This window comes from Lachnospira multipara LB2003, assembly GCF_000702205.1.
Taxonomy (GTDB): Bacteria; Bacillota; Clostridia; order Lachnospirales; family Lachnospiraceae; genus Lachnospira; species Lachnospira multipara_A.
On the sequence record NZ_JNKW01000013.1, the window covers coordinates 16,252 to 41,571 of the forward strand.

18 protein-coding genes are annotated in these 25,320 nt (G+C 33.5%); 11 read left to right on the top strand and 7 right to left on the bottom strand.

Going from position 1 to position 25,320, the window contains the following annotated elements; translation table 11 throughout:
* Nucleotides 1-90: 90 nt before the first annotated feature.
* A complete protein-coding gene (locus T537_RS0108500; RefSeq protein ID WP_034244539.1) occupies nt 91-969 on the top strand; it encodes a DUF3737 family protein in 879 nt (292 codons plus the stop codon).
* Nucleotide 970: 1 nt separating this feature from the next.
* Nucleotides 971-2,134: a MalY/PatB family protein gene (locus tag T537_RS0108505; protein WP_031557228.1), complete on the top strand. Its 1,164-nt coding sequence runs from the start codon at nt 971-973 to the stop codon at nt 2,132-2,134.
* Between the two features lie 80 nt (nt 2,135-2,214).
* On the opposite strand, the gene T537_RS0108510 is transcribed toward T537_RS0108505, so the two are convergent.
* Nucleotides 2,215-2,397: a hypothetical protein gene (locus T537_RS0108510; protein ID WP_027437269.1), complete on the bottom strand. Its 183-nt coding sequence runs from the start codon at nt 2,395-2,397 to the stop codon at nt 2,215-2,217.
* Nucleotides 2,398-2,479: 82 nt separating this feature from the next.
* A complete protein-coding gene (locus tag T537_RS0108515) occupies nt 2,480-2,920 on the bottom strand; it encodes a MarR family winged helix-turn-helix transcriptional regulator (protein ID WP_027437268.1) in 441 nt (146 codons plus the stop codon).
* 202 nt (nt 2,921-3,122) lie between these two features.
* Between T537_RS0108515 and T537_RS0108520 the strand changes: the two genes are divergently transcribed.
* The 6 genes from T537_RS0108520 to ileS all read left to right on the top strand — a co-directional run bounded on the left by T537_RS0108520 (nt 3,123) and on the right by ileS (nt 14,809).
* On the top strand, nt 3,123-4,136 hold the full coding sequence (locus T537_RS0108520; RefSeq protein WP_242839177.1) for a sugar kinase: 1,014 nt from the start codon (nt 3,123-3,125) through the stop codon (nt 4,134-4,136).
* A 214-nt stretch (nt 4,137-4,350) separates the two neighbouring features.
* Nucleotides 4,351-7,836, top strand: coding sequence for a DEAD/DEAH box helicase (locus T537_RS0108525; RefSeq protein WP_051637197.1), 3,486 nt, complete (start codon nt 4,351-4,353; stop codon nt 7,834-7,836).
* Nucleotides 7,837-7,922: 86 nt separating this feature from the next.
* Entirely contained in the window at nt 7,923-9,155 is a 1,233-nt protein-coding gene (locus T537_RS0108530; RefSeq protein ID WP_031557232.1) for an iron-containing alcohol dehydrogenase, read from the top strand.
* Nucleotides 9,156-9,168: 13 nt separating this feature from the next.
* Nucleotides 9,169-10,107, top strand: coding sequence for a glycosyltransferase family 2 protein (locus tag T537_RS0108535; protein ID WP_051637198.1), 939 nt, complete (start codon nt 9,169-9,171; stop codon nt 10,105-10,107).
* A gap of 74 nt (nt 10,108-10,181) precedes the next feature.
* Nucleotides 10,182-11,213 carry a stealth family protein gene (locus tag T537_RS0108540; RefSeq protein WP_197018736.1) on the top strand — a complete coding sequence of 344 codons (1,032 nt, stop codon included), beginning with the start codon at nt 10,182-10,184 and terminating at the stop codon, nt 11,211-11,213.
* Between the two features lie 359 nt (nt 11,214-11,572).
* The gene (ileS, locus tag T537_RS0108545) at nt 11,573-14,809 is read left to right on the top strand and encodes an isoleucine--tRNA ligase (protein WP_031557239.1); all 3,237 of its coding nucleotides are present in this window, start codon (nt 11,573-11,575) and stop codon (nt 14,807-14,809) included.
* A 108-nt stretch (nt 14,810-14,917) separates the two neighbouring features.
* Here the strand turns inward: ileS and T537_RS0108550 are convergent, their stop codons facing one another.
* Together T537_RS0108550 and T537_RS0108555 are read right to left on the bottom strand one after the other, a co-directional pair.
* Nucleotides 14,918-15,757, bottom strand: a complete 840-nt coding sequence (locus T537_RS0108550) for a PRD domain-containing protein (RefSeq protein ID WP_031557241.1) — start codon at nt 15,755-15,757, stop codon at nt 14,918-14,920.
* 11 nt (nt 15,758-15,768) lie between these two features.
* Nucleotides 15,769-17,922, bottom strand: a complete 2,154-nt coding sequence (locus tag T537_RS0108555; RefSeq protein WP_031557243.1) for a PTS sugar transporter subunit IIABC — start codon at nt 17,920-17,922, stop codon at nt 15,769-15,771.
* 332 nt (nt 17,923-18,254) lie between these two features.
* On the opposite strand from T537_RS0108555, the gene T537_RS0108560 reads away from it, so the two are divergent.
* Entirely contained in the window at nt 18,255-19,178 is a 924-nt protein-coding gene (locus T537_RS0108560; protein ID WP_031557244.1) for an AEC family transporter, read from the top strand.
* A 104-nt stretch (nt 19,179-19,282) separates the two neighbouring features.
* On the opposite strand, the gene T537_RS12870 is transcribed toward T537_RS0108560, so the two are convergent.
* On the bottom strand, nt 19,283-19,450 hold the full coding sequence (locus T537_RS12870; protein WP_155895249.1) for a hypothetical protein: 168 nt from the start codon (nt 19,448-19,450) through the stop codon (nt 19,283-19,285).
* Nucleotides 19,451-19,676: 226 nt separating this feature from the next.
* Here T537_RS12870 and T537_RS0108570 point away from each other — a divergent pair, with 226 nt between their 5' ends.
* Nucleotides 19,677-20,618 (top strand): diguanylate cyclase domain-containing protein, encoded by a 942-nt coding sequence (locus T537_RS0108570; protein ID WP_031557246.1) that lies wholly within the window; start codon nt 19,677-19,679, stop codon nt 20,616-20,618.
* 1 nt (nt 20,619) lies between these two features.
* Here T537_RS0108570 and T537_RS0108575 read toward each other — a convergent pair whose 3' ends face one another.
* Together T537_RS0108575 and T537_RS0108580 are read right to left on the bottom strand one after the other, a co-directional pair.
* Complete coding sequence (locus T537_RS0108575) at nt 20,620-21,042, bottom strand: hypothetical protein (protein ID WP_027437258.1); 423 nt, start codon at nt 21,040-21,042, stop codon at nt 20,620-20,622.
* Complete coding sequence (locus T537_RS0108580) at nt 21,039-22,559, bottom strand: Y-family DNA polymerase (protein WP_031557248.1); 1,521 nt, start codon at nt 22,557-22,559, stop codon at nt 21,039-21,041. Before T537_RS0108580 ends, T537_RS0108575 begins: the two co-directional genes overlap by 4 nt.
* A 229-nt stretch (nt 22,560-22,788) precedes the next feature.
* On the opposite strand from T537_RS0108580, the gene T537_RS0108585 reads away from it, so the two are divergent.
* Nucleotides 22,789-25,260 (top strand): glycogen/starch/alpha-glucan phosphorylase, encoded by a 2,472-nt coding sequence (locus T537_RS0108585; protein WP_031557250.1) that lies wholly within the window; start codon nt 22,789-22,791, stop codon nt 25,258-25,260.
* Nucleotides 25,261-25,320 lie beyond the last annotated feature (60 nt).

Genomic DNA, 25,320 nt, shown 5'->3' on the forward strand with positions numbered 1-25,320 from the left:
TATTTTTTTTTAATATGATTTATATTGACTTAGAGTTAACTCTAGGTGGTAGTATATCGAAGTAATAAGAGTAATCGGAGGTATTAACAAATGAAAGAATATAGACAGGAATTTTTTAAAGGAGAAAGAGCCTTATATGCAGCAGATGGTATAAAGGTATATGATTCAATTTTTGATGATGGAGAATCCCCTTTAAAGGAAAGCAAGAATGTAGAAATATATGATTCACAGTTCAAATATAAATACCCATTGTGGTATTCAAACAATGTAACAGTAAAAGGAAGTAATTGGCTTGAAATGGCACGTTCTGGTGTATGGTACACTAACAATATTTCAGTAGAAGATGCGTTAATACAGGCACCAAAGAATTTTAGAAGATGTGATGGTGTTAGCTTAACTAATGTAACAATGACAGATGCAGAAGAGACTTTCTGGAGCTGCAAGAATATTAAGCTTAAGAATGTAACAGCTAAGGGACATTACTTCGCTATGAATTCAGAGAATATTGAAATCCAGGATTTTAAGTTAGATGGCAATTATTCATTTGATGGTGCTAAGAATATTACAATTAAAAATGCAGTACTCTTATCAAAGGATGCCTTCTGGAATACAGAAAATGTAACAGTTTATGACTCATACATTTGCGGTGAATACCTTGGATGGAATTCTAAAAATTTAACATTTGTAAACTGTACAATTGAGAGTTTGCAGGGACTTTGTTATATCGACAATATAACAATGAAAAATTGTAAGTTAATCAATACAACTTTAAGTTTCGAATTAGCAAGCAATGTAGATGCAGAAATCACAACTAAGATAGATAGCGTATTTAACCCAATAAGTGGTACAATTACAGCACCACAGATTGATACATTAATAGTTGAGAAGGATATTGTAGATCCAACAAAGACTAGAATTGAATGTAAGGCTGTGGGAGAGAATGTAGAAGTAGTTGAATGGAGACGATAAAATGGGTAAATATAATTTCGATGAAGAAGTTAATAGACGAAGCAGTGACTCATTAAAGTGGGATGTGAATAATAATGAACTACCAATGTGGGTAGCGGATATGGATTTTAAGACAGCACCACAGATAAGACAGGCAATTGCTGATAGATTAGAGCATGGAGTCTTTGGATATGCAGATATAATGCAGGATTGGTACGATGCCTATATAAATTGGTGGAAGAATAGACATGGATTTGAAATACAAAAAGAATGGCTGATTTTTTCAACAGGAGTTGTTCCATCAATTTCATCCATTGTAAGAAAGCTAACAACACCTAATGAAAAAGTAATTATTCAGACACCGGTTTATAATATTTTCTTTAATAGCATTGTAAATAATGGATGTCGTCCATTAGAAAGTCCATTAAAGTATGAAGATGGTAAGTATACAATGGATTTTAAAGATTTAGAAGAAAAAATGGCAGACCCACAGGCAAGCCTTATGATACTTTGTAATCCCCACAATCCTGTAGGAAAAATATGGGATAAGGAATCCTTAGAAAAAGTTGGCGAGTTAGCAGCTAAATATGGCGTAACAGTAATTTCTGATGAAATTCATTGCGATATTACAAGGCCAAATAAGTCTTATATACCTTTTGCTTCAGTATCTGAAACATGTAGAGATATAAGTATTACATGTATTGCACCAACAAAGTGCTTTAATATAGCAGGAATGCAGACTTCAGCTGTAGTAGTATCTAATCCATTTTTAAGACATAAGGTATGGAGAGGACTTAATACAGATGAGGTTGCAGAACCTAATTCATTTGCACAAGTAGTAACTAAAGCTGCATTTAATGAAAGCGCAGACTGGCTTGATGAAATGAGAGAGTATGTTTTTGATAACAGAGAATATGCTAAGGAATTTATTGAAAGAGAATGCGAAGGAATTCATGTTGTAGATGCTGATGCCACATATTTATTATGGATTGATATAAGTAAATGCAATAAGCAAAGCGATGAAGTTGCAAGAATAATAAGAGAAAAAACTGGACTTTATATAACCGAAGGATTAGAGTATGGACAGGCCGGAGCCAACTTTATTCGTATGAATGTTGCTTGTACAAAAAAGACATTACAAGATGGATTAAACAGATTTAAAGAAGGAATAAATAGTTTATTATAAACAGATAAAAAAGAGGAGTTGGATAGATGATTATACCGTAAAGGCAAATCAAAAAACCAACTCCTCTTATTTAAAAGGTGTTATTTATTATTTTCTGCAATTGGTGGGTTGTCTCCCTTATGCTTTTTGATAATTTCGTCATAACGACGCTGTGAAGCAATTTCCTCAGGAGTTAATTCCTCAGGAGTATCTTCAATCGCATCTAACTGTGCAAAAATATCCCCTAGTTCGTTTAGATCGATTAAATTCTTGTCATCTGCCATGCTAAATCTCCTTTCGCAAGGTAAAAGATTTGTTAGTATAAGTTCTAAATACTATTTGAATTGCAAACAACGAATTTAAATATTAGTTATCGTAAGACTTAAAGAACTGCTCAAGTCTGTCAAAAGTACGGATAAGTACTTCAGCTTCTCCAGGCTGTAAATCTTCCATAACTTTCTCTATCATCTTCTTATGGAAATTCTGATGATGGAAATACGCTGCAATTCCTTTTTCTGTAAGTGTAGCATAAACCACACGTCGGTCCTTATCGCTACGATATCTTACAACGTATTCTTTCTTTACAAGACCGTTAAGGCCTGTTGTTAAAGTACCCATTGTTACACCCAAATATCGAGAGATTTGTCCCATTGTCTGTGGTTCTTTAATACCAACAGCTTCAATAATGTGCATATCGTTAACGGAAATATCACTAAATTCATCGGTGATTAATGCTTTTCTTTCAATATCCAAAATGTCATTGAAGATGTCGACTAATATTCTATTTAATGATTCATAAATGTCCATGTTAATTGCTACCTTACCTAATTTAATTAATATCTAAATTATATATTAAGAATTAAGGAAATGCAAGGCTTCAAAAATGTATTTAATAGATTAAAAATTAATAAAATGAAGTCTTATAAGGACCTTGTTTGGTTGCTTTTTGGGTATCCCTGTAGTATCATTTACTTTAGGTTTCTAAAGTATAAAGATGGGAGGAAACTACATGAGATTTATAGCAATTGGAGAATTAATGTTAAGATTATCTCCACCAAACTACGAGAAAATCGTAACAACTCATGACTTCAGGGTAAACTATGGTGGTGCTGAGGCCAATGTTGCAGTATCCCTTGCAAATTTAGGGGTTGATTCAACATTTTTTACGGTATTACCTAATACTGACCTAGGTAAATCAACAATAAATTACCTAAAGTCTAATGATGTTCATACAAAAGAAATAATTATGGCTGATGGCAGAATGGGCATTTATTATTTAGAGGAAGGTGTTTCAGTACGTCCTTCTTCTGTTATATATGATAGAGGAATGTCAGCATTTGCTGAGTACGATTATAAAGACGTAGATTTTGAGGAAATCTTAAAAAATTATGATTGGTTACACTTAAGTGGTATTACACCAGCTCTTTCATATAACTGTAGAAGATTAGTTGATAGAGCAGTTAAGGCAGCTAAGAAATTAGGACTAACAGTAAGTTTTGATCCTAATTTTAGAAGTACACTTTGGTCTTTTGAAACAGCAAGAGACGTATTATCTAAGTATCTTCCATATGTAGATGTACTTATTGGTATTGAACCAATTCACCTATATAGAGAAGATGGAACAGATTATAAAGATGGTTTAACTATGGATCCGACATTTAAACAGATGGATCGCGTATTTAGAGAAATTGATAAGCAGTATCACATGAAAGCAATTGCAAGAACTGTACGTTATGTACATTCAGGAAGCAATAATTCATTAAAGGCATTCTATTATACAAACGGAGAGACATACGAAAGTAAGACAATTAATTTTGAAATTGTCGACCGTGTTGGTGGTGGAGATGCATTCTCATCAGGACTTATTTATGCCCTTATGGAGAATATGTCACCAGAGGATACAGTAAACTTTGCTGTAGCATCATCAGTAATGAAGCATGCTATTAGAGGTGATACTAATATTACTAGTGTTGATCAGATCAAACGTCTTATGACTAATGCATCATTTGATGTTCAGAGATAATAATAAATAATACATCACTATAATCGTGATTTTAACCGACCTAAGGATTTAGACTACGATATTTTATTATTTGCCGCAAGTTTTGGTAAATACTATCAAAAATCTAATGACTAAAGGTCGGTTTTTTATATGAAAAAAATAGGAGAAATATTTTACGATTTGTTGTAAAATATATTATTGCGGAAAATTTGAAAAAGATTTAGTGAGGTTAATTATGGTAGTTTTTCCAAAAGGTGGAATTAAGGCTCAGTCAACCCTACTTTCAACATATAGTAAGGGAGAGGCATTGTCGAAAAATGGAGCCATTGAAAAAATTGATTTAGAAAAAGGTAAAGGTGGTCACTTAGAATTAACAGGTGAAGTACTAGACGAAAAAGGAACTACTTACGATGCAAGCATTTCATTTGAACCATTAGACGATAAGGTAAGTGCAGTAAAGATTATTGATTGTGGATGTTCATGTCCATCTAAGAAGGGACATAAAGGTTTTTGTAAGCATATAACAGCTCTAGCTTTAGTAACTAATAAATTAATGAAGTTAGATGACATAAGAGAATTATTAGAATCTAGTGAAGAGACAAGAGTAAGTTTTGAAGCAGGAGCAAATGATGAGAGTAAAACTGGAAATTCATTTCTTGATTCATTATTTGATATGGGACTTGAGGATTCAGTTAGTTTAGGAGCAGATGTTTTTTCTAATAAGGCAGATGCAGATAATATAACATCGGCTAAATTATTTAAATTAATGAATAATGAGTTAATGGATGAATATTCTAAATATGAATCTGTTAATGGTGTTAGTAATCTTGGAATGGAAGTTACACTTAATTTAGCAGTTACAGGTATTTTTGCTGAATTTAGAGTTGGTGATAGATATAAGTATGTAATTAAGAATATTGCTGAATTCTGTGAAGCAATGAATTCAGGCGAAGTGGTAAGCTATGGTAAAAATCTTGAGTTTAAGCATGAATTAGCAAGTTTTGCTCCAGAATATAGACCACTTGTAAAGTTCTTAAGTACAAGTATTTATTTAGAGGAAAAATATAAGAATAGTGATAATTTTTCAAAATACTATTATAGAGCATCAGGAGATAAGACAGTAGAGATTAAACCTCATAACTATAGAGCATTCTTTGAAACATTAGATAGATTAGAGATAGATTTAACTGGTTTATCAACTAACAGAGTAAAGATTTTAAAGGATGATCCACAAATTACAGTTAGGATAAGTGCAGATGAGGAAGGGGAATTTGCAACAGTAGAATTCCCAGAATACATTTATCTTGATGGCTTAGATATGGGAATTATGCTTATTGATTCAACAATGTATGTATTATCAAAATCATATGTTGATGCAATGGGTGAGATTCTAAAGGTATTTGCAGAATATGTAATACCTTCAAGTGAAGATAAATTCGATAAATACAGTATTAGGAAGAGAGAGAATTTTATAATGCAGGTATCAAAGTCAGATTATGGTACTTTTGCAGAAACAATTCTTCCTAAGCTTGAAAAACATACAAACATTGAGATCGATGGTATCAATTTTGAAGAATATACAAAGCAGGATGGAATCTGTGAACTTAAGTTTGATGTAGATAAGAGCGGTAACATTATCTGTAGTGGTGTTATTAAGTATGGTGATGATAAGGTTGTAGATTTAGGTGAAACATCTATAAGTGGTGATTTATCAGGAAGAAATGCCAAGGCTGAGGCTAGAATCAAGCATATGCTTAATGAGTATTTCTTAAATAAGAGAAAGGGCAATTTATGGGTGCTAGCAAAGGATGAGGATGATGCTCTTGCACGTCTTATTGATGAGGGTATACCTAAGTTTGAGGATATAGCTGATATATTTGCATCAGATGCATTTAAGAAATTAAAGGTTGTAGTTAATAAGCCAATTTCTGGTGGTTTAGCATTAAAGGGAAATCTTCTTACAGTTTCTTGGGATGTAGAAGGAATGTCTAGAGAAGAATTATATGAAGTACTTGATGCTTATAGAGCTAATAAGAAGTATTTTAGACTTAAGAATGGTGAAGTCTTAAGAATTGCAGGAACAGATATTGAAGAACTTGCACAGTTAGAAGATGAATTAGGATTATCTAAGAAGGAATTCTTAAGTGGTGAGACAGAAGTACAGTTATTTAGAGCATTACATCTAAATGCTCTTATGATGGAGAATAAAGAAGGAATCAAGTTTAGAACTAACAAGGAATTTGATAACTTAATAAAGAATTTTGAGAACTTAAGAAATAAGAAGCATAAGGTACCAAAGATAGTAAATGCAACACTTCGTGAATACCAGAAGGAAGGTTTTAATTGGGCATGTGCATTATCAGAATTCTCATTTGGTGGAATTTTAGCTGATGATATGGGTCTTGGTAAGACACTTCAGATGATAAGTTTTCTTGCTACAAGACCAGAAGAGCACCATATAGTAATTTGTCCAGCATCATTAGTTTATAACTGGGAGGCTGAAATCGAGAAGTTCGCTCCTTCTTTATCTGTAAATGTTATTTCTGGTAGTAAGGAAGAGCGAAACGAGCAGATTACAAGATGTAATGAATGTAATATTAATATTACATCTTATGATTCATTAAGACGAGATATTGAAGAATATGTGGATTACAATTTTGACTGTCAGATTATAGATGAAGCACAGTATATAAAGAATCCAGGAACAATGGTATCAAAAGCTGTTAAGTCAATTAACTCAAGAGAAAGATTTGCCCTTACAGGTACACCAATTGAGAATAGACTTAGTGAATTATGGAGCATTTTTGACTACTTAATGCCAGGATACTTATATAAATACAAGAACTTCAAGGAAAGATTTGAAGAGCATATTGTAGGCGGAGTAAATGTAGGTGAGGACTTAGAAAGAGAGAATGATGCAACTTTAAGAGCACTTAAGGATTTAATTTCTCCATTCTACATTAGACGTAAGAAAGCAGATGTATTAAAAGACTTACCTGATAAGGTTGAGAAGGTTGTTTACTCTAAGATGGGACCTAAGCAGGAAAAACTTTACTATGCAGCTGAGAAAAATCTTGTTGACCAGATTGGTAGCAAAGATAATAAAGAATTTAAGGAAGAAAAATTACAGATTCTTGCTGAACTTATGCGTCTTAGACAGCTATGTTGTGATCCTAAGCTTGCATTTGAAAACTACAATGATGAGTCAGCTAAGTTAGAGACATGTATAGATTTAGTAGAATCTGCAGTTGAGGGTGGTCATAAGATTTTACTCTTCTCTCAGTTTACAAGTATGTTAGAGAAGATTGAGGAAAGACTCGCTCAAAAGAATATTTCTACACTTAAGCTTACAGGACAGACTCCAAAGCTTAAGAGAATGGAACTTGTTGAGAAATTCCAGGAAGGAAAGACAGACGTATTCTTAATTTCTCTTAAAGCAGGTGGTACAGGACTTAATCTTACAGCAGCAGATATGGTTATCCACTACGATCCTTGGTGGAATGTTGCAGCTCAGAATCAGGCAACTGATAGAGCACATAGATTTGGTCAGAAGAATACAGTTACAGTTGTTAAACTTATTGTTAAGGGAACAATTGAAGAAAGAATTATGGAATTACAAAATAGAAAGAAAGAATTAGCCGATATGGTACTTTCAGCAGAAGGTGTGGCTATTTCATCACTTTCTAAGGATGACCTTCTTAAACTTTTTAACAAGAAGTAAATTGGGTTGATAACAATGTACTAAGGATGATAAAATATATTGATATAAATTAGCTGATTAATTGTTTTCTTCTAAGGAGGTTTTGCATGCTAGATTTTAATTATGTTGTTCGTACAGATGTAAGATTTGGTAAAGGTCAGATAAAGTCTTTACCTGAATTGGTAGCTAAATATAATAAGGATTCCCTTGGTTTATTAGGCACTATAAATAGTAATGAGCATCCTAATGTCTTACTAGTTTATGGTGGCGGAAGTATTAAGAAAAATGGAATTTACGATGATGCCATAAAGGGCTTAGAGGCTTGTAAGGTAATTGAACTTAATGGAATTGAGCCAAATCCGAAGATTGATAAGATTAGAGAAGGTGCAAAGCTTTGCAAGGAGAATAATATAGATGTGGTTGTTGCAATCGGTGGAGGATCAGTAATTGATTCTTCTAAGATGATTGCAGCAGGTGCATTTTATGAAGGAGATCCATGGGATATGGTGCTAGATAGCAAGAAGATAGGTAAGGTTTTACCTGTAATTGCAATTCTAACTATATCAGCAACAGGATCAGAATGTAATAAAAATGCAGTTATATCTAATATGGAAACAAATGAGAAATTAGGAACAAGTTCTAAGGAATTTATACCAAGAGCAGCAATTTGTGATCCTACTTATCTATTCTCTCTTCCAGCAATTCAGACAGCAGCAGGAACAGCAGATATAATGTCACATACTTTTGAGCAGTATTTTAGAAAGGACACAGGAGCATATCTTACACAGTCGTTTTGTGAATCAATATTAAAGACATGTATAAAGTATTGCCCAGTAGCCCTTAGAGAACCTGATAATTATGAGGCAAGAGCTAACTTAATGTGGGCAAGCACAACAGCTCTAAATAGTTTGATGTCTTGTGGAACAAGTGGAGCTTGGACATGTCATCCAATAGAGCATGAATTAAGTGCATATTACGATATTACTCATGGTGTTGGATTAGCAATTATAACACCAAGATGGATGAGATATATTTTAAATAAAGACACTGTCCTTAAGTTTGCTCAGTACGGTCATAATGTATGGAACATTAGAGGCGAAGTAGATGATATTGAGACTTTATCAAAGGGAGAGTTAAGCATTATTGCCAACGAAGCAATTAATAGAACAGAGATGTTCTTTGAGGCTTGTGGAATTCCAATGACACTTACAGAAATTGGAATTGATGAGTCTAAGATTGATTTAATGGCAGAGGATACTATTAAATATAATGATTTATCTAATGCTTTTGTGCCATTAACTAAAGAAGATGTAAGTAAGATATTAAGAATGTGTTTATAGTAAGAGGTAAAAAATGGAAAAAGAAACTATATCAGTAATAGTGCCAGTTTATAATGTTGAAAGCTATCTAGAAGAATGTGTAGAAAGTATTATAAATCAAAGCTATAGGAATTTAGAGATAATACTAGTTGACGATGGTTCAACTGATAATAGTTCTAAAATATGTGACGATTTTAGTAAGAAAGATGCTAGAATAAAAGTAATTCATAAAGAAAATGGCGGAATAGGTAAGGCAAGAAATGCAGGAGTAGAACTAGCAACAGGAGAATATTTAGCTTTTATTGATAGCGATGATTGTATAAAAGAGACATTTATTGAAGAACTATATAAGCTACTAAAAGAAACAGACTCAGATATTGCTGGTTGTCGTTTTTATAGAAATATACCAGGAACAACTAACTTTGTTTATCCTAAAGAATCTACTGATTACAACTTTGTAACTGATTCTGAGGGAATAATGAAGAGGCTTTATAATGACATGGGCGTCTTTTGTGTTGTATGGAATAAATTGTACAAAAAAGACATTATAAAAAAGCATCCATTTACGGATGTAAAAATAGCAGAAGATGCATATATAATGCGTGAATATATGTTTGAAGCCAAGAAAATAGCCTGGACTAGTAAAGCTCTTTATATGTATAGAGATAGACCAGGAAGCATAATGACTTCTAAGAGAAATTTTAGTATAGAAGAACAGGAACAAAGAATGTTCTGGCTAGAGAAGCATATTGCCTATTATAAAGCTAATAAGATGGATGAATTACAAGCGCTAGCGGAGAAAGTTTACCTTTTCAATATACATGAAGTTTGGTCAGATTTAGATAAGGGTGCTAAGAAATTTTATAAGAGCAAATATTTTGAAAAATATGGACATATGCTAAAGGCAAAAGGTAACCCAATAAAATCTAAAATAAAATATACAATATTTGCAATTAAATTAGTTTTGTCGTAAACTTGAACGAGGTGGCACAAAGTGCCACTTCGTTTATTATGTAAAAATATGACATAAAAGGGAAAATGATTAATATGAAAAACAAGAAAATAGATGCAGTAGTATTATGGGTTGACGGTAATGATCCAAAATGGCAGGAAGAAAGAAAGCAATATAAAATAGCTAAGGCAGACGAACAGGGAAATCCTTCTTCATGCTTTAGAGATTATGATTTATTAGAGTTCTTCTTTAGAGGGATTGAAAAAAATATGCCATGGATTAATAATGTCTTCTTTATTACTTGGGGACATTTGCCTAAGTTTTTAGATACTAAAAATCCAAGACTAAAAATTGTAAATCACAAGGACTTTATACCTAAGGAGTATTTACCAACATATAACTCTAACGTAATAGAGTTAAATTTACATAGAATTAAGGAACTCTCAGAGAATTTCATCCTATTTAACGATGACATGTATGTAATAGATGAATTAAAAGAAGAGATGTTTTTTAAAAACGATTTAGTTTGCGACAGTCTTTTTTCTAGAACAATGGTAAATTATGTTTATGGACATCAGATTTATTATACAGTCTTTAATAACATGAGCTTAGTAAATAAGCATTTCTATGGACATAAACCATTTACTAAGTGGATAAATCCGAAATATCCAATAAAAGAAAATATATCTAATGCTGTTAATAGACTAACTAAGAGATATTCAAGTTTTGAAAATCAACATGTAGCCCTGGCACATAAAAAATCAACTTTTGAGGAAGTCTGGAAAGAAGAAGGAGATGTCCTTGATAAAATGTGCCACAATAAATTTAGAACTGCTTATGATTTTAGTCATTGGCTAATGCGCTATTGGAGATTTGCTAAGGGAGATTTTAATCCTATTAATGTAGGGGACATTGGCTTTTATACAGACGTTAACTGGAATATTGATGACCTGGTGGATATAGTTGTAAATAAAAAAGAAAAAATATTCTTATTAAACGATTCATCAGAGGAGTCAGAGGAAGATTTTATAGTGCATAGACAAAAAATCTATGATGCCTTTTCTAAGATTTTACCAGAAAAATCATCCTTTGAGTTAGATAGTAAGATTAAAGAAAATATAGAATAAGACTCGCGAGCGAGTCTTGATTTTTAGAAAAAAGCATCCCTTGACTTTTTTCTATAGATTAACTACAATTAATTAAAATGCGTAGACGAAGACAGTAGATTTTGTTTGAAGCTAAGAGCGAGCCGGGTTGGTGTGAGCCGGTACCAGTAGAACTTAATTGAACATCACTTCCGAGCAGCCAAGCAGAAATAAGCTATAAGTTTAGAGTAAGTAAGGACGGTAATCCCACCGTTAGGAGAAATCTAGGGACGCATATGCTGGTATGTCGTAATTGGTTAATAATGAGTGAATTTTCGCCCCATTGCCGTTTACGGCAGTGGGGCTTTTGTTGTAATAAGACAAAGAAAGGAAGAAAAACAATGGTTTACGAGAAAGTATCATCAGACATGAATTTCGTCGCACGAGAAAAAGAAGTAGAGAAATTCTGGAAGGATAATGACATTTTCCAAAAGAGTATTGATAGTCGTAAGGAAGGAGAAACATACACATTCTATGATGGACCTCCTACAGCTAATGGTAAGCCACATATTGGACATGTGCTTACAAGAGTTATTAAGGATATGATTCCAAGATATAGAACAATGAAGGGTTATCAGGTTCCAAGAAAAGCTGGTTGGGATACACACGGCCTTCCTGTAGAACTTGAAGTAGAGAAGATGCTTGGTCTTGATGGTAAAGAGCAGATCGAGGAATACGGTCTTGAACCATTTATTAAGCATTGTAAGGATTCAGTTTGGAAATATAAGGGAATGTGGGAAGATTTCTCATCAACTGTAGGTTTCTGGGCTGATATGGATAATCCTTATGTAACATATAACGATGACTTTATTGAGTCTGAATGGTGGGCTCTTAAGACTATTTGGGAAAAAGGTTTACTTTATAAGGGCTTTAAGATTGTACCTTACTGTCCTAGATGTGGTACACCTCTTTCATCTCACGAGGTTGCTCAAGGATATAAGACAGTTAAGGAACGTTCTGCAGTTGTAAGATTTAAGTGTGTTGGTGAAGATGCATATTTCCTTGCTTGGACAACAACACCTTGGACACTTCCAAGTAACGTAGCTTTATGTGTTAACCCAGATGAAGTTTATGTTAAGGTTAAGACAGCTGAAGATAAGGTTTATTATATGGCTAAGGCTTTACTTGATTCAGTACTTTCTGGATTATCAGTTAAGGAAGGAAAGACAGTAAAGGGCGAAGCTCTTGATAAGAACGAAAAGGGTAATTTTGTAGCTAAGGGTTCAGGTGAAGGCTTTGACTATGAAATTCTTGAAGAATATAAGGGTAGCGATCTTGAACATAAAGAATATGAGCCATTATTTGCTTGTGCTGGTGAATTAGCTGCTAAGCAGAATAAGAAGGGCTTCTTTGTAACATGTGATTCATATGTAACTATGTCAGATGGTACAGGTATTGTACATATCGCACCTGCATTTGGTGAAGACGATGCTAAGGTTGGTCGTAAGTATGACCTTCCATTCGTACAGTTCGTTGATGGTAAGGGTGAATTAACTAAGGAAACTCCATATGCTGGTACATTTGTTAAGAAGGCTGATCCATTAGTACTTAAGGACTTAGATGCTGAAGGTAAGTTGTTTGATGCACCTAAGTTTGAGCATGAGTATCCACACTGCTGGAGATGTGATACACCACTTATCTACTATGCTAGAGAGAGCTGGTTTGTTAAAATGTCAGACCCAGAAGTAAAGGCTAACTTAATTGCTAACAACAAGACAATTAACTGGATTCCTGAGACAATTGGTTCAGGTAGATTTGGTGCTTGGCTTGAAAATGTACAGGATTGGGGTATTTCTCGTAACAGATATTGGGGTACACCACTTCCAGTATGGGAAACAGAAGATGGTACAGAAAGAATCTGTATCGGCAGCAGAGAAGAACTTGCTAAGCTTTCTGGTAACCCAGAAGATGCTAAGGTAGAACTTCATAGACCATACATTGATAAGGTTGTTATTAAGTCACCTAAGACTGGTAAAGAAATGCATAGAGTTCCAGAAGTTATTGACTGCTGGTTTGACTCAGGTTCAATGCCATTTGCACAGCATCACTATCCATTTGAGAATAAGGACTTATTTGAGAAGCAGTTCCCAGCTAAGTTCATTTCAGAAGCTGTAGATCAGACAAGAGGTTGGTTCTATTCACTTCTTGCTATTTCAACACTTCTCTTTAATAAGGCACCATACGAGAACGTAATTGTACTTGGTCACGTTCAGGATGCTGATGGACAGAAGATGAGTAAGTCAAAGGGTAACGCAGTTGATCCTTTTGATGCATTACAGAAGCACGGCGCTGATGCTATTAGATGGTATTTCTATGAGAATTCAGCACCATGGATTCCTAATAGATTTAAGGATGAATGGGTTTCAGAAGGCCAGAGAAAGTTCATGGGTACATTCTGGAATACATATGCATTCTTCGTACTTTATGCTAATATCGATGATTTCGATGCTACAAAGTACACACTTGAATATGATAAGCTTTCAGTAATGGATAAGTGGGTATTATCAAAGCTTAACTCACTTGTAACATTAGTTGATGATAACTTAGCTAACTATAAGATTACAGAAACAGCTAGAGCTCTAGAAGACTTCGTAGATGAATTATCTAACTGGTATGTAAGACGTAGCCGTGAGAGATTCTGGGCTAAGGGTATGGAGCAGGATAAGATTAATGCTTATATGACTCTTTATACAACACTTGTAACTCTTGCTAAGATTTCAGCTCCTATGGTTCCATTTATGACAGAGAATATCTATCAGAACCTTGTAAGACGCATTGATAAGACAGCTCCAGAGTCAATTCATCTTTGCGACTTCCCAGTTGCTAATGCTGAATTTGTTGACAAGAAGCTTGAAGAAACAATGGAAGATGTTCTTGATGCAGTAGTTATTGGACGTGCTTGCCGTAACACAACTAATATTAAGAATCGTCAGCCAATTGGTAAGATGTTTATTAAGGCAGATTGGAAGTTAGATGATTTCTATACAGCTATTATTGCTGATGAATTAAATGTTAAGACTGTAGAATATAAGGATGATGTAAGAGACTTTACAAGTTATTCCTTCAAGCCACAGCTTAAGACACTTGGACCAAAGTACGGTAAGATTCTTAATAATATTAGAACAGCTCTTACAGAACTTGATGGAAATAAGGCTATGGATGAGCTTAACGAAACAGGAGTATTAAAGCTTACAGTTGCAGATCAGGAAATAGAACTTTCTAAGGAAGATCTGCTTATTGAAATGACTCAGATGGAAGGTTATGTTGCTAACTCAGATAAGGGTGTAACAGTAGTACTTGATACTAACCTTACAGAAGAATTATTAGAAGAAGGTTTTGTACGTGAAGTAATTTCTAAGGTTCAGACAATGCGTAAGGATGCTGGATTTGAAGTTATGGATAAGATTACACTTTACATTTCAGGTAATGATAAGGTAGCAAGTCTTGTAACTAAGAATGCAGAACAGGTTAAGTCAGTTTGCTTAGTTGAAGAGATTAAGACAGATAGTCTTGCAGGATCAACTAAGGACTGGGATATTAACGGTGAGAAAGTAACTCTTGGTGTTGAAAGAAGATAAAAAATAAAAGATAAAAAAGTTGTCTATAGAACATTGACTAAATTATAGACATAAATAAAATCGGGAAATGAATATTTCATTTCCCGATTTCTTTTTTTTAAAATGTAATTAGCTATCTTGTTCGATATCAGTCTTTACTCTTTCAATGTGCATTGCAAGATAACCTATTTCGATATCATCTAATTTAGTACCAAGGCTTTTTCCTAATTCTTCGCAAACCGTAGCAGCTATACCGAAGGATTGAGGGAAAGTATTTAGAATGTAGTCATTCATATTTAGTTTAAGAGGCTCATTGTGTTGGACTCTTGCTACCATATATCTAATGTGATTCATTAGACGGTTGTATGAAAGAGAATCAACACGAATGGTTGTCTTAGTAACATTTTCTATCATAGTGACACATTCGCGAACGGCTCTAGCAATTTCCATTGATTGAGAAATTCTGTCATTTGAAATGGCAGAGTGCACATGAAGTGCTACATAACCGATTTCATCATCGCTAATATTGATATTAAATTGTTCTTGTAAAAGAGGTCTAATAGTCTCTGCAATCTTATATTCCGAATGAAATAAAATCTTTATATCATCGATTAATGGATTAGAGATTTCTTCACCACTTTCAATACGTTTAACGGCAAATTCAAGGTGATCTGCCATTGGGAAAATAATGTTATGATCAACATTATCAAATTTCTCATCTGCAATACAAAGAACAGCATCAGCAAGTTCAATATATATTGGTGATACGTTCTTAATAAATTCCTTTATATTGCCACGTTCCGTTGTTTCCTCTAAAGAGAAAATTCTATCGTCCGAACTAATGGTAATTTCTTGAGTTGGTTTCTTACCGAAACCAACTCCTTTACCAAGTATCAAATATTCTTTTAATTTATCTGTGTTTACGGCAATTACCGTATTATGATTTAATACTTTTTTTACCTTGTACATATCTTTATTTTTTATTCGAAGATTTCTACTTCAAATAAAGGTTCTCCTGATTTAATTGCACCTGTTTTAAGAAGACGAACCTGCATTGTATCCTCATCCATATCTGAAACGATAACTGGTGATGCAATAGATGGAGCGTTGTTCTTAAGATAATCAAGATCAAGCTTCATAAGAGGCTCACCCTTCTTAACTTTCTGACCATCTTTAACTAACACTTCAAAGCCGTTACCGCCAAGTTTAACAGTATCAATACCTACATGGATAAGTAAGTTAATGTCATCTTCAGTTACAAAACCGATAGCATGCTTTGTATCGAATACAAATCCAATCTCACCATCAGCAGGAGCGTATACATATCCTTCCTTAGGTGTAACAACAGCGCCATCACCCATCATTCTACCAGCAAAAGCTTCATCAGGAGCATTACCTAAATCATCTGCTTCACCATTCATTGGGCTATAGATTGTAACTGTCTTAATAGCTTTCTTAGAATCGTTTGATTCTTTAGTTGTATTATTGTCTGTCTCTACAGGGTTACTACTAATATACTCCTCATTAGGAACTTTTTCTAGATAATCTTCTAAATTCGATTTAATAACAGTAACTCGTGGTCCATAAATAATCTGAACACCCTGACCGTTAGTAACAACACCTGAAGCACCTGTACTCTTAAGTAAAGCCTTGTTTACAAGTTCTGGCTTATTAACTGTACAACGAAGTCTTGTAGCGCAGCAGTCAACATCGGAGATGTTCTTCTTACCGCCAAGACCTTTCATAATCTGATCGCTTAATTCATCAGCCGCAGATAAAGCATTAGCCTCACCAGCTTCGCCAGCCTGCTTTGCCTTATAATCAGCCTTTGTATAAAGCTTTGTTTCTTCTGAATCATCTTCTCTACCTGGAGTCTTTAAGTTTAACTTCTTAATAAGGAAGCTAAAGATAATATAGTAGAGTAAGAAGTAAATAATACCAACAGGAATGATTAATAACCAGCTTGTCTTTGCATTACCCTGAAGGATACCAAAGAGGAAGAGGTCAATAAATCCACCTGAGAATGTAAGTCCAACTGCGATGTTAAGCATATGTGCAATCATGTAAGCTGAACCAGCTAAGATTACCTGAACACCGAAAAGTACTGGAGCTACGAAAAGGAATGAGAACTCGATAGGTTCTGTAATTCCTGTAAACATAGAAGCAAGAGCAGCTGAAAGTAAAAGACCACCAACAGCTTTCTTCTTCTCTGGTCTAGCTGTTCTATACATAGCAAGAGCAGCACCTGGAAGACCAAAGATCATAAAGATAAACTCACCTGAGAAGTATCTTGTTGCATCTGCACTAAAGTGTGCGATATCTGCTGAGTGAGCAAGCTGAGCAAAGAAGATATTCTGTCCGCCCTGGTATAACTCACCAGCAACAGTTGCTGTACCACCAACAGCTGTCTGCCAGAAAGGCATATAGAATACGTGATGAAGACCAAATGGAATTAATGCACGCTTAATTAAACCAAATATTAATGTTCCAACATAACCTGTACCTGTTACAAGTCCGCCTAATGCGTAGATACCATTCTGTACATAAGGCCAAACAAAGAACATTACAATACCAACAACTGTATAAACTAATGTTGAAATGATTGGAACAAATCTAGAACCAGCAAAGAATGAAATTGCATTTGGAAGTTCAATCTTGTGGAATTTGTTGTGAAGTGCAGCTACACCTAAACCTACGATAATACCACCAAAAACACCCATCTGAAGAGTAGTAATACCACAAGCCTGTGTAATAGTACCTTCAAGAGCTTTAGTTTCATAGTTAGTAAGTGTAATCATAGCAGAAATTGCTGAGTTCATTACGAAGTAAGCAATTGTTGCAGCAAGAGCAGCAACTTCTTTTTCTTTTTTTGCCATACCGATTGCAACACCAATTGCGAATATTAATGGCAGATTGGCGAATATTGTATTGGCTACTTCGTTCATAACAGTAAGTAATCCGTTAAGGACAGTACCTTGTCCAAGAAGAGCCTCTAAGTGATAAGTTGCAATTGTAGTTTCATTTGTAAATGAGCTACCAAGTCCAAGTAATAGACCTGCTACTGGTAGAACCGCGATTGGAAGCATAAAGCTTCGACCGATTCTCTGTAAAACACCAAAAATTTTACCTTTCATGTAAACCTCCTTAAATTTAACAAATACATTTTGTATTTGATCTTGTGAGGTATATGCTGTTGTAATGTTTTTGGGGGTTACACAAATACGAGAAATAAGCATAAAAAAACATTAACAGACAATACACCTCCGGTGTTATTGTACAGTTAATGCCTACTTAAAGTTACATACTGAATCGATATCAATAAAATACCATAAATTAGCACTTATGTCAAATTAATTTTATATTTTTGGTATAATAAAATTAATAAATCCTGCTGTTTTTCTATTGCTGTAAAGGGCTTTAGTGTGCTAAAATCTAGTGGTGTTTTTTGTAAAGAAAGGGAAAAATAATGGATTTAGCGTTAATAACATTTCAGCAAGTGTTTATACTTTTTATATTGATTTTTATAGGTATAATCTGTCGTAAATTAAATATTATTAAACCGGAGGGTAAGCAGTGGTTTTCAAATCTTCTACTATATATTATTGTACCTTGTATGGTGGTTGATTCATATATGCAGGATCTTAATCCTGAGATTTTACCTAATTTGTTAAAGACAATAATTCTTAGTGCAATCGTACTTACATTAAGTGTAATAATTGCCTTTTTGATTACATTTAAGTATCCATCTAAGGATAGAAGAGTAATGCAATTTGCTATAGGATTTTCTAATTGTGCTTACATGGGATTCCCACTTATTACTGCAATGTTTGGAGCAGAAGGACTTTTATATGCCAGCGTTTTTGTGACAATGTTTAATTTGTATTTATGGACTGTTGGCATTGGTATAATGAGTAGAGAAGTAAGTGGCAAGGCAATTGCTATGAGCATATTAAAAACACCTGTATTATATGCAGTAATAATAGGTTTATTCTTCTATTTAACACAGATAAAATTACCAATTGTTATTACTCAGCCACTAGGTCAGGTTGGGGATATGAATACTCCACTTTCTATGATAATAACAGGTATGTTAATTGCAGATAGTGATATAATTAGAATCCTTAAAAATAAGGACATTTATTTTACTATTCTTTTTAGAATGTTAATAATACCTACTATTTGTTTCGTGATTGTTAAAATTACGGGAATAACAGGAATAGTTGCTAATGTATGTATTATTCTTATTTCATGTCCGACAGCTGCTATAACATCAGCATTTAGTGTAAATTATGGACATAACGAAGAATATGCATCTGGTGCAGTAGTAATGACAACATTGATTAGTATTGTAACTTTGCCTATTATTGCATATTTACTTACAATTTTATAAAGCAATAATAAAAGCCAGGGATTGAATTAAATCCTTGGCTTTTATTAGTTTGGGTTTTATGTTTTGTATGGATGACAAGTATAATACTTGTACAAAGCAATATATTAGAAAAGGCTATATGAACTGTATATGTCTGAACATTCATTATTCATTTTCTTGATAAGTTCTTCCATGCTAGATGCGCTAAGTACCTTTTTGTTATCTAAGTAAGCACAATAGCTTAATCCGCTTGAAATTCTTTCAACTCTTAATGTAAGTTCTTTACCATTCATTTTTTACAACCTCCTATGAAAACTAACTTTCTCTCAACAGTTTCTTATTCTATCATTTATATTCCAAAAGTGCAATACAATACCCTATGTTTTATAGAAAATTTATAAAACTGTTACTAAAGTACTAGATAAAAAATAGAGTGTGGCACAAAAGTTGATAGTTAACGTATTAATATGATACAATAAATATATATTTGAGATCGTAAATTTAATTAGGAGGCACACTATGGGATATGATGAAAAGGATGAATTTTATCTTCTTGCAGAGGAAGATGCAATAACAGGTCTTCTAAATAGAAGGGGTGGAGAAGAAGAGATTAATGATTATATTGCTGAGCATCCAGATGAAAAATGTGCTTTTATTATTTTTGAATGTGACAAGTTTAAGAAGGTAAAGGATACATTTGGTCATAGAGTTAGTGATAAGATCATTACAGAAAGTGCTGATGAAATAAGTCGCTTCTTTTTAGATAAGGGTATTGTAGCTAGAATGGATAGTGATGAATTTGTTGTATTTTACATAAATACATCAATAGAAGAAGTTAAGAAAAAATTAGATAGTTTTATTGATGAACAAAAGCCGGCACGAATGATAAATGGAAAAATGATACCATTTACTTTTTCAGCTGGTGTAGCAATGTATCCAGAACATGGAAAGAATTTTGAAGAGCTGCTTGATAAGGTAGATATTGCATTATATGATGCAAAATATCGTGGTAGATCTAGATATACAATATATAGAAATGGATTCGTTAATGCTCATCAGAATCAATTGATGTTTGGCTTAGAGGAGTTTTCAAAAAGTTTACCTGGTGGATTCTTTGTATATGAGGCCGTGGGGGATGAAAAAATTCTGTATGCGAATGATTCTATGGTTGATCTCTTTAAATGTGATGATATGAATGATTTTAGAAACTTTGTTGGAAATTCTTTTAAGGGAATAGTTCATCCGGATGAGTATGAAAGAGTGCTAAAAACAATTAATGAGCAGCAATTTGCGACTAAGGATAATAATAAAAATCTTGATTACATAAGATATAAGATAAAATGCAAAGATGGAACGGAAAGACTGGTTGATGATTTTGGACATTTAGTTAATGATCCGACTTATGGAATGATTTACTATGTGTTCTTACTTGATGTTGATGAACACATAGTAAATAGATAAATTAATCGTCTATGCTTATATTACGTATTGTATCAAAATCAATAGTATCACCTGATTTCATAATAATAAGTCGATGAATAGTGTCGATTCTTTTTATAAAGCCATTTATAGGGAGGTATTTACCTCCCTCTTTTTTATCGTCAAAGACAAATCTTGTAATGGTTACAGGTACAATGGAAAAGTCGTTTAATCCAAGAAGGTGATTTATAGTCATGTCCAATTTATACAAATCTTCAGAATTTAATTCTTTAAAAGAATCTGTTAATCTAGCAGATTCATTAACTTGCTCGTTGTAACCTGTTAGGGCAGCAAAGGGTGAAAATTGAGCAGCTCTTGCTTGCATCGACATATGTGGATGGCTTTGTGATGATGGGTGAGGTAGGTTAATAATATCATCGTATTTGTTGGTTTCATTAAATGTCATGCTTTGTGACCTCCAATCTGTCTATTTCTATCCATTGCAGTAGCACCTTCTTGTAAACTTGTTCCTTTAACAATAGCGTTCTTTCCAAATTTTTTCTTTATATCAAGCATAGCGTGTTGAATAGATTTTTCTTTTGCTAGAGCTTCGTTTTTAGCTTTGTTTTGCTTTTCTAGTTCGTCATAGTCTGTAAATAAATCCATTTGTCCAAGCAATGGCGAATTAGAAGAAACCTTATCTTCAGCTATAACGTGGTTAGCACATATGGTGATTCTTCTTATTAATAATGTAGGATTTACTATTTTTTCATAAAGTTTATCTACGCAAGATAAAATGTATTTACTAGAAGATGAATATTCCGAAAGATTAGTGGTGCCATGTGCGTGCTCAGGTATATATCTTCCATATCTGTCCATTTTAATGCTACCTTTATAGTTTTGTAGTCTAGTAGGGTCCTTAATATTATCTATGTCATAACCTATGGTTAATACGATTTGATCTGTCATAAGCTTTTTATCTACTAAATCTAGTACAAGGGCATCTGTCATTTCGGCAACAATAATACGCGCTTTATCAAATTCATAGGGACAATGAAGAACTTGACCTTGGCTAAGACTGTTAGTAGTGGGCCTATAGGATTTGATATCAGCAATTGAAACAGGTTCCCATCCCCATGCATGATCAATTAGTAGTTCAGCATTAATACCAAAAAATTCATATAGTAAATCTTCATTATAATATTCGTTTTTATTACCAATAGAACATCGCGCTATGTCTCCCATTGTCATAAGACCATGAGCTTCAAGCTTCTTGGCATAGCCTTGACCAACTCTCCAAAAATCTGTAAGTGGTCTATGATTCCAAAGATATTTGCGATAACTGTATTCGTCTAATTCTGCAATTCTTACACCATCTTCATTAGCGGGCATATGTTTAGCAACAATATCCATTGCAACTTTACAAAGATAAAGATTAGTTCCTATACCGGCAGTGGCAGTTATGCCTGTTTCGTTAAGAATATCTTTAATCATATGAAGAGCTAATTCTTTAGGAGACATCTTATAAGTATTAAGATAATGTGTCGCATCAATGAATACTTCATCTACAGAATAAACATGTATATCTTCAGGAGCTATATATTTAAGATAGATTTCATATATTTTAGTTGAATAGTCCATGTATAATTGCATCCTTGGAATTGCACATATAAAGTCAACCTCAACGTCATTTTTTAAGCATTGATTAGATGAATATGATTTAGATGTGAATTCCTTATTAGGAAGAAGTGCTCTTTTGGCATTATTGATTTCATCAACCTTAGAAATAACCTCAAATAGTCTAGCTCTTCCGGGAATACTAAAGGCTTTAAGAGAAGGAGTAACAGCTAAACATATAGTTTTATGAGTTCTTGATTGATCAGCAACAACAAGATTAGTTGTAAGTGGATCAAGTCCACGTTCTACACATTCAACTGAAGCGTAGAATGATTTTAAATCAATGGCTATAAAACAATTTTTCATAATAAACCTCCTACTTATAATTAAATATAGCACAAAAAAGAACAAGTGTTCAAGGAACTGTTAGAAATATTTCTAAAATATAGAAAAATTTGCAATAATAGCTATGATTTAGTATAATACTTTTAGGATTTTACGGAAATGAAGTGTTGTCCCAGGGATGATAAAGCTAAAAATAGCTTAGGAATTAACAAGAGGGGATGGGATATACGCTAGTTGGAATGGAGGAGTTATGTTACAACGTAAGCTTAAGTTTGATAAGGAAGAATTCAAGAAAGCTGTAATTGGTAACAGTAAGTTGCTTTATAGAAAAAATCTAGATGAAGCCACCAAACAGCAGAGATTTCAGTGTGTAGCATATGCAGTGAAAGATCTTATTATGGATCGTTGGATTGCTACACATAAGCAGTATGATAAAGAAGATCCAAAGATTGTTTATTACATGTCTATGGAATTTTTAATGGGTAGAGCATTAGGTAATAATATGATTAATCTAATGCAGTACGATGAAATAAAGAAAGCACTTGAGGAATTGGGATTAGATATAAATGAAATAGAAGATCAGGAACCAGATCCAGCTTTAGGAAACGGTGGCCTTGGTAGACTTGCAGCATGTTTCCTTGATTCCTTAGCTACCCTTGAATATCCATCATACGGATGTGGAATAAGATATAGATATGGTATGTTTAAACAGGAAATTAAAGATGGATATCAGATAGAGACACCAGATGATTGGTTAAGAGATGGATATCCATTTGAAATAAAAAGACCAGAATATCGTTATGAAGTAAAATTTGGTGGCTACGTAAGAATAGAAAAGGATGAAAAGACAGGACGTGAGAATTTTATTCAGCAGGACTATCGTTCAGTAATAGCTGTTCCATATGATTTGCCAATACTAGGATACGGTAATAATACAGTTAATTCACTTAGAATATGGGATGCTGAACCTGTAGTAAAATTCAATCTAAATTCATTTGATAAGGGAGATTATCAAAAGGCTATTGAAGAGGAAAATCTTGCTAAGAACTTAGTAGAAGTGTTATATCCAAATGATAATCATTATGCAGGTAAGGAACTTAGATTAAAGCAGCAGTATTTCTTTGTATCAGCTTCAGTTCAAAGAGCAGTTGATAGATATAAGAGTATGCATAACGGCGATGTTTCTAAGTTATATGAGAAGGTAACATTCCAGTTAAATGATACACATCCAACAGTTACAGTAGCAGAACTTATGAGAATTCTTATGGATGAGAATGGATTAGATTGGGATCAGGCATGGGATATTACATCTAAGACAGTTGCATATACAAATCATACAATTATGTCAGAAGCGCTAGAAAAATGGCCAATAGAATTATTCTCTAGATTGTTACCTAGAATTTATCAGATAGTAGAAGAAATAAATAGAAGATTTATAGAAGAAATAAAGGCTAAGTATCCAGGAGACCAGGAAAAAATTAGAAAAATGGCTATTATTTATGATGGTCAGGTTAAGATGGCACATTTAGCAATATGTGCAGGATATTCAGTAAATGGTGTTGCAAAACTTCATACAGAAATTCTAAAGAAGCAAGAATTAAAAGACTTCTATGAGATGATGCCAGAAAAATTCAATAATAAGACAAATGGTATCACACAGAGAAGATTCTTACTTCACGGAAATCCACTTCTTGCAGAATGGATAACAGATAAGATTGGTGATGGTTGGATAACAGATTTAAAGCAGATTGATAAATTGTCATTATATGTAGATGATTTAAAGGCACAGCAAGAATTTATGAATATCAAATATAAGAATAAGGTGAGACTAGCTAAATATATTAAGGAAAATAATGGCATAGAAGTAGATCCAAATTCTATTTTTGATGTACAGGTAAAGAGATTACATGAATATAAGAGACAGTTGCTTAATATTTTACATGTAATGTACCTTTATAACAAACTAAAAACTGACCCAACATTTGATATGACACCAAGAACATTTATCTTTGGTGCTAAGGCAGCAGCGGGCTATAGAATAGCTAAGCAGACAATTAAATTAATTAATAACGTTGCTGATGTTATTAATAATGATGAGTCAATTAGAGGTAAGATAAAGGTAGTATTTATTGAGAACTATAGAGTATCAAATGGTGAGATAATATTTGCAGCAGCAGATGTATCTGAGCAGATTTCAACAGCATCTAAGGAAGCATCAGGAACAGGTAATATGAAGTTTATGCTTAATGGTGCTATTACTCTTGGAACAATGGATGGAGCTAATGTTGAAATTGTACAGGAAGTTGGAGAAGAGAACGCAGTAATTTTTGGACTTAGTTCAGATGAAGTAATTAAGTATGAGAATGAAGGCGGTTATGATCCAATGGAAATATTTAATAATGATCAGGATGTTAGGGAAGTTCTAATGGAACTAATAAATGGAAAATATTCAGAAAATGATCCAGAAGAATTTAGAGATATCTATAATTCATTATTAAATTTCAAGGATGGTAGAAGAGCAGATACATACTTTATTCTTAAAGATTTCAAGTCATATGCTAAGGCACAGGAAGAAATTGATAGAAGATATAAGGATAAGAAGGGTTGGGCTAAGACAGTAATGCTTAACACAGCTAAATCAGGAAAGTTCTCATCAGATAGAACAATTGAAGAATATGTACAAGACATCTGGAAGTTAAAGAAAGTTCATGTAGAGCTATAATAAAATAAGTGATTTTAAAGAAAGCCCCTCTTTGCTAGTAATAGTAAGGAGGGGTTTTAA

Bases quoted from the DNA above. Each gene is read 5' to 3' on its own strand.
- T537_RS0108500 (WP_034244539.1), top strand. From the start codon at position 91: ATGAAAGAATATAGACAGGAATTTTTTAAAGGAGAAAGAGCCTTATAT.
- T537_RS0108505 (WP_031557228.1), top strand. From the start codon at position 971: ATGGGTAAATATAATTTCGATGAAGAAGTTAATAGACGAAGCAGTGAC.
- T537_RS0108510 (WP_027437269.1), bottom strand. From the start codon at position 2,397: ATGGCAGATGACAAGAATTTAATCGATCTAAACGAACTAGGGGATATT.
- T537_RS0108515 (WP_027437268.1), bottom strand. From the start codon at position 2,920: ATGGACATTTATGAATCATTAAATAGAATATTAGTCGACATCTTCAAT.
- T537_RS0108520 (WP_242839177.1), top strand. From the start codon at position 3,123: ATGAGATTTATAGCAATTGGAGAATTAATGTTAAGATTATCTCCACCA.
- T537_RS0108525 (WP_051637197.1), top strand. From the start codon at position 4,351: ATGGTAGTTTTTCCAAAAGGTGGAATTAAGGCTCAGTCAACCCTACTT.
- T537_RS0108530 (WP_031557232.1), top strand. From the start codon at position 7,923: ATGCTAGATTTTAATTATGTTGTTCGTACAGATGTAAGATTTGGTAAA.
- T537_RS0108535 (WP_051637198.1), top strand. From the start codon at position 9,169: ATGGAAAAAGAAACTATATCAGTAATAGTGCCAGTTTATAATGTTGAA.
- T537_RS0108540 (WP_197018736.1), top strand. From the start codon at position 10,182: ATGAAAAACAAGAAAATAGATGCAGTAGTATTATGGGTTGACGGTAAT.
- ileS (WP_031557239.1), top strand. From the start codon at position 11,573: ATGGTTTACGAGAAAGTATCATCAGACATGAATTTCGTCGCACGAGAA.
- T537_RS0108550 (WP_031557241.1), bottom strand. From the start codon at position 15,757: ATGTACAAGGTAAAAAAAGTATTAAATCATAATACGGTAATTGCCGTA.
- T537_RS0108555 (WP_031557243.1), bottom strand. From the start codon at position 17,922: ATGAAAGGTAAAATTTTTGGTGTTTTACAGAGAATCGGTCGAAGCTTT.
- T537_RS0108560 (WP_031557244.1), top strand. From the start codon at position 18,255: ATGGATTTAGCGTTAATAACATTTCAGCAAGTGTTTATACTTTTTATA.
- T537_RS12870 (WP_155895249.1), bottom strand. From the start codon at position 19,450: ATGAATGGTAAAGAACTTACATTAAGAGTTGAAAGAATTTCAAGCGGA.
- T537_RS0108570 (WP_031557246.1), top strand. From the start codon at position 19,677: ATGGGATATGATGAAAAGGATGAATTTTATCTTCTTGCAGAGGAAGAT.
- T537_RS0108575 (WP_027437258.1), bottom strand. From the start codon at position 21,042: ATGACATTTAATGAAACCAACAAATACGATGATATTATTAACCTACCT.
- T537_RS0108580 (WP_031557248.1), bottom strand. From the start codon at position 22,559: ATGAAAAATTGTTTTATAGCCATTGATTTAAAATCATTCTACGCTTCA.
- T537_RS0108585 (WP_031557250.1), top strand. From the start codon at position 22,789: ATGTTACAACGTAAGCTTAAGTTTGATAAGGAAGAATTCAAGAAAGCT.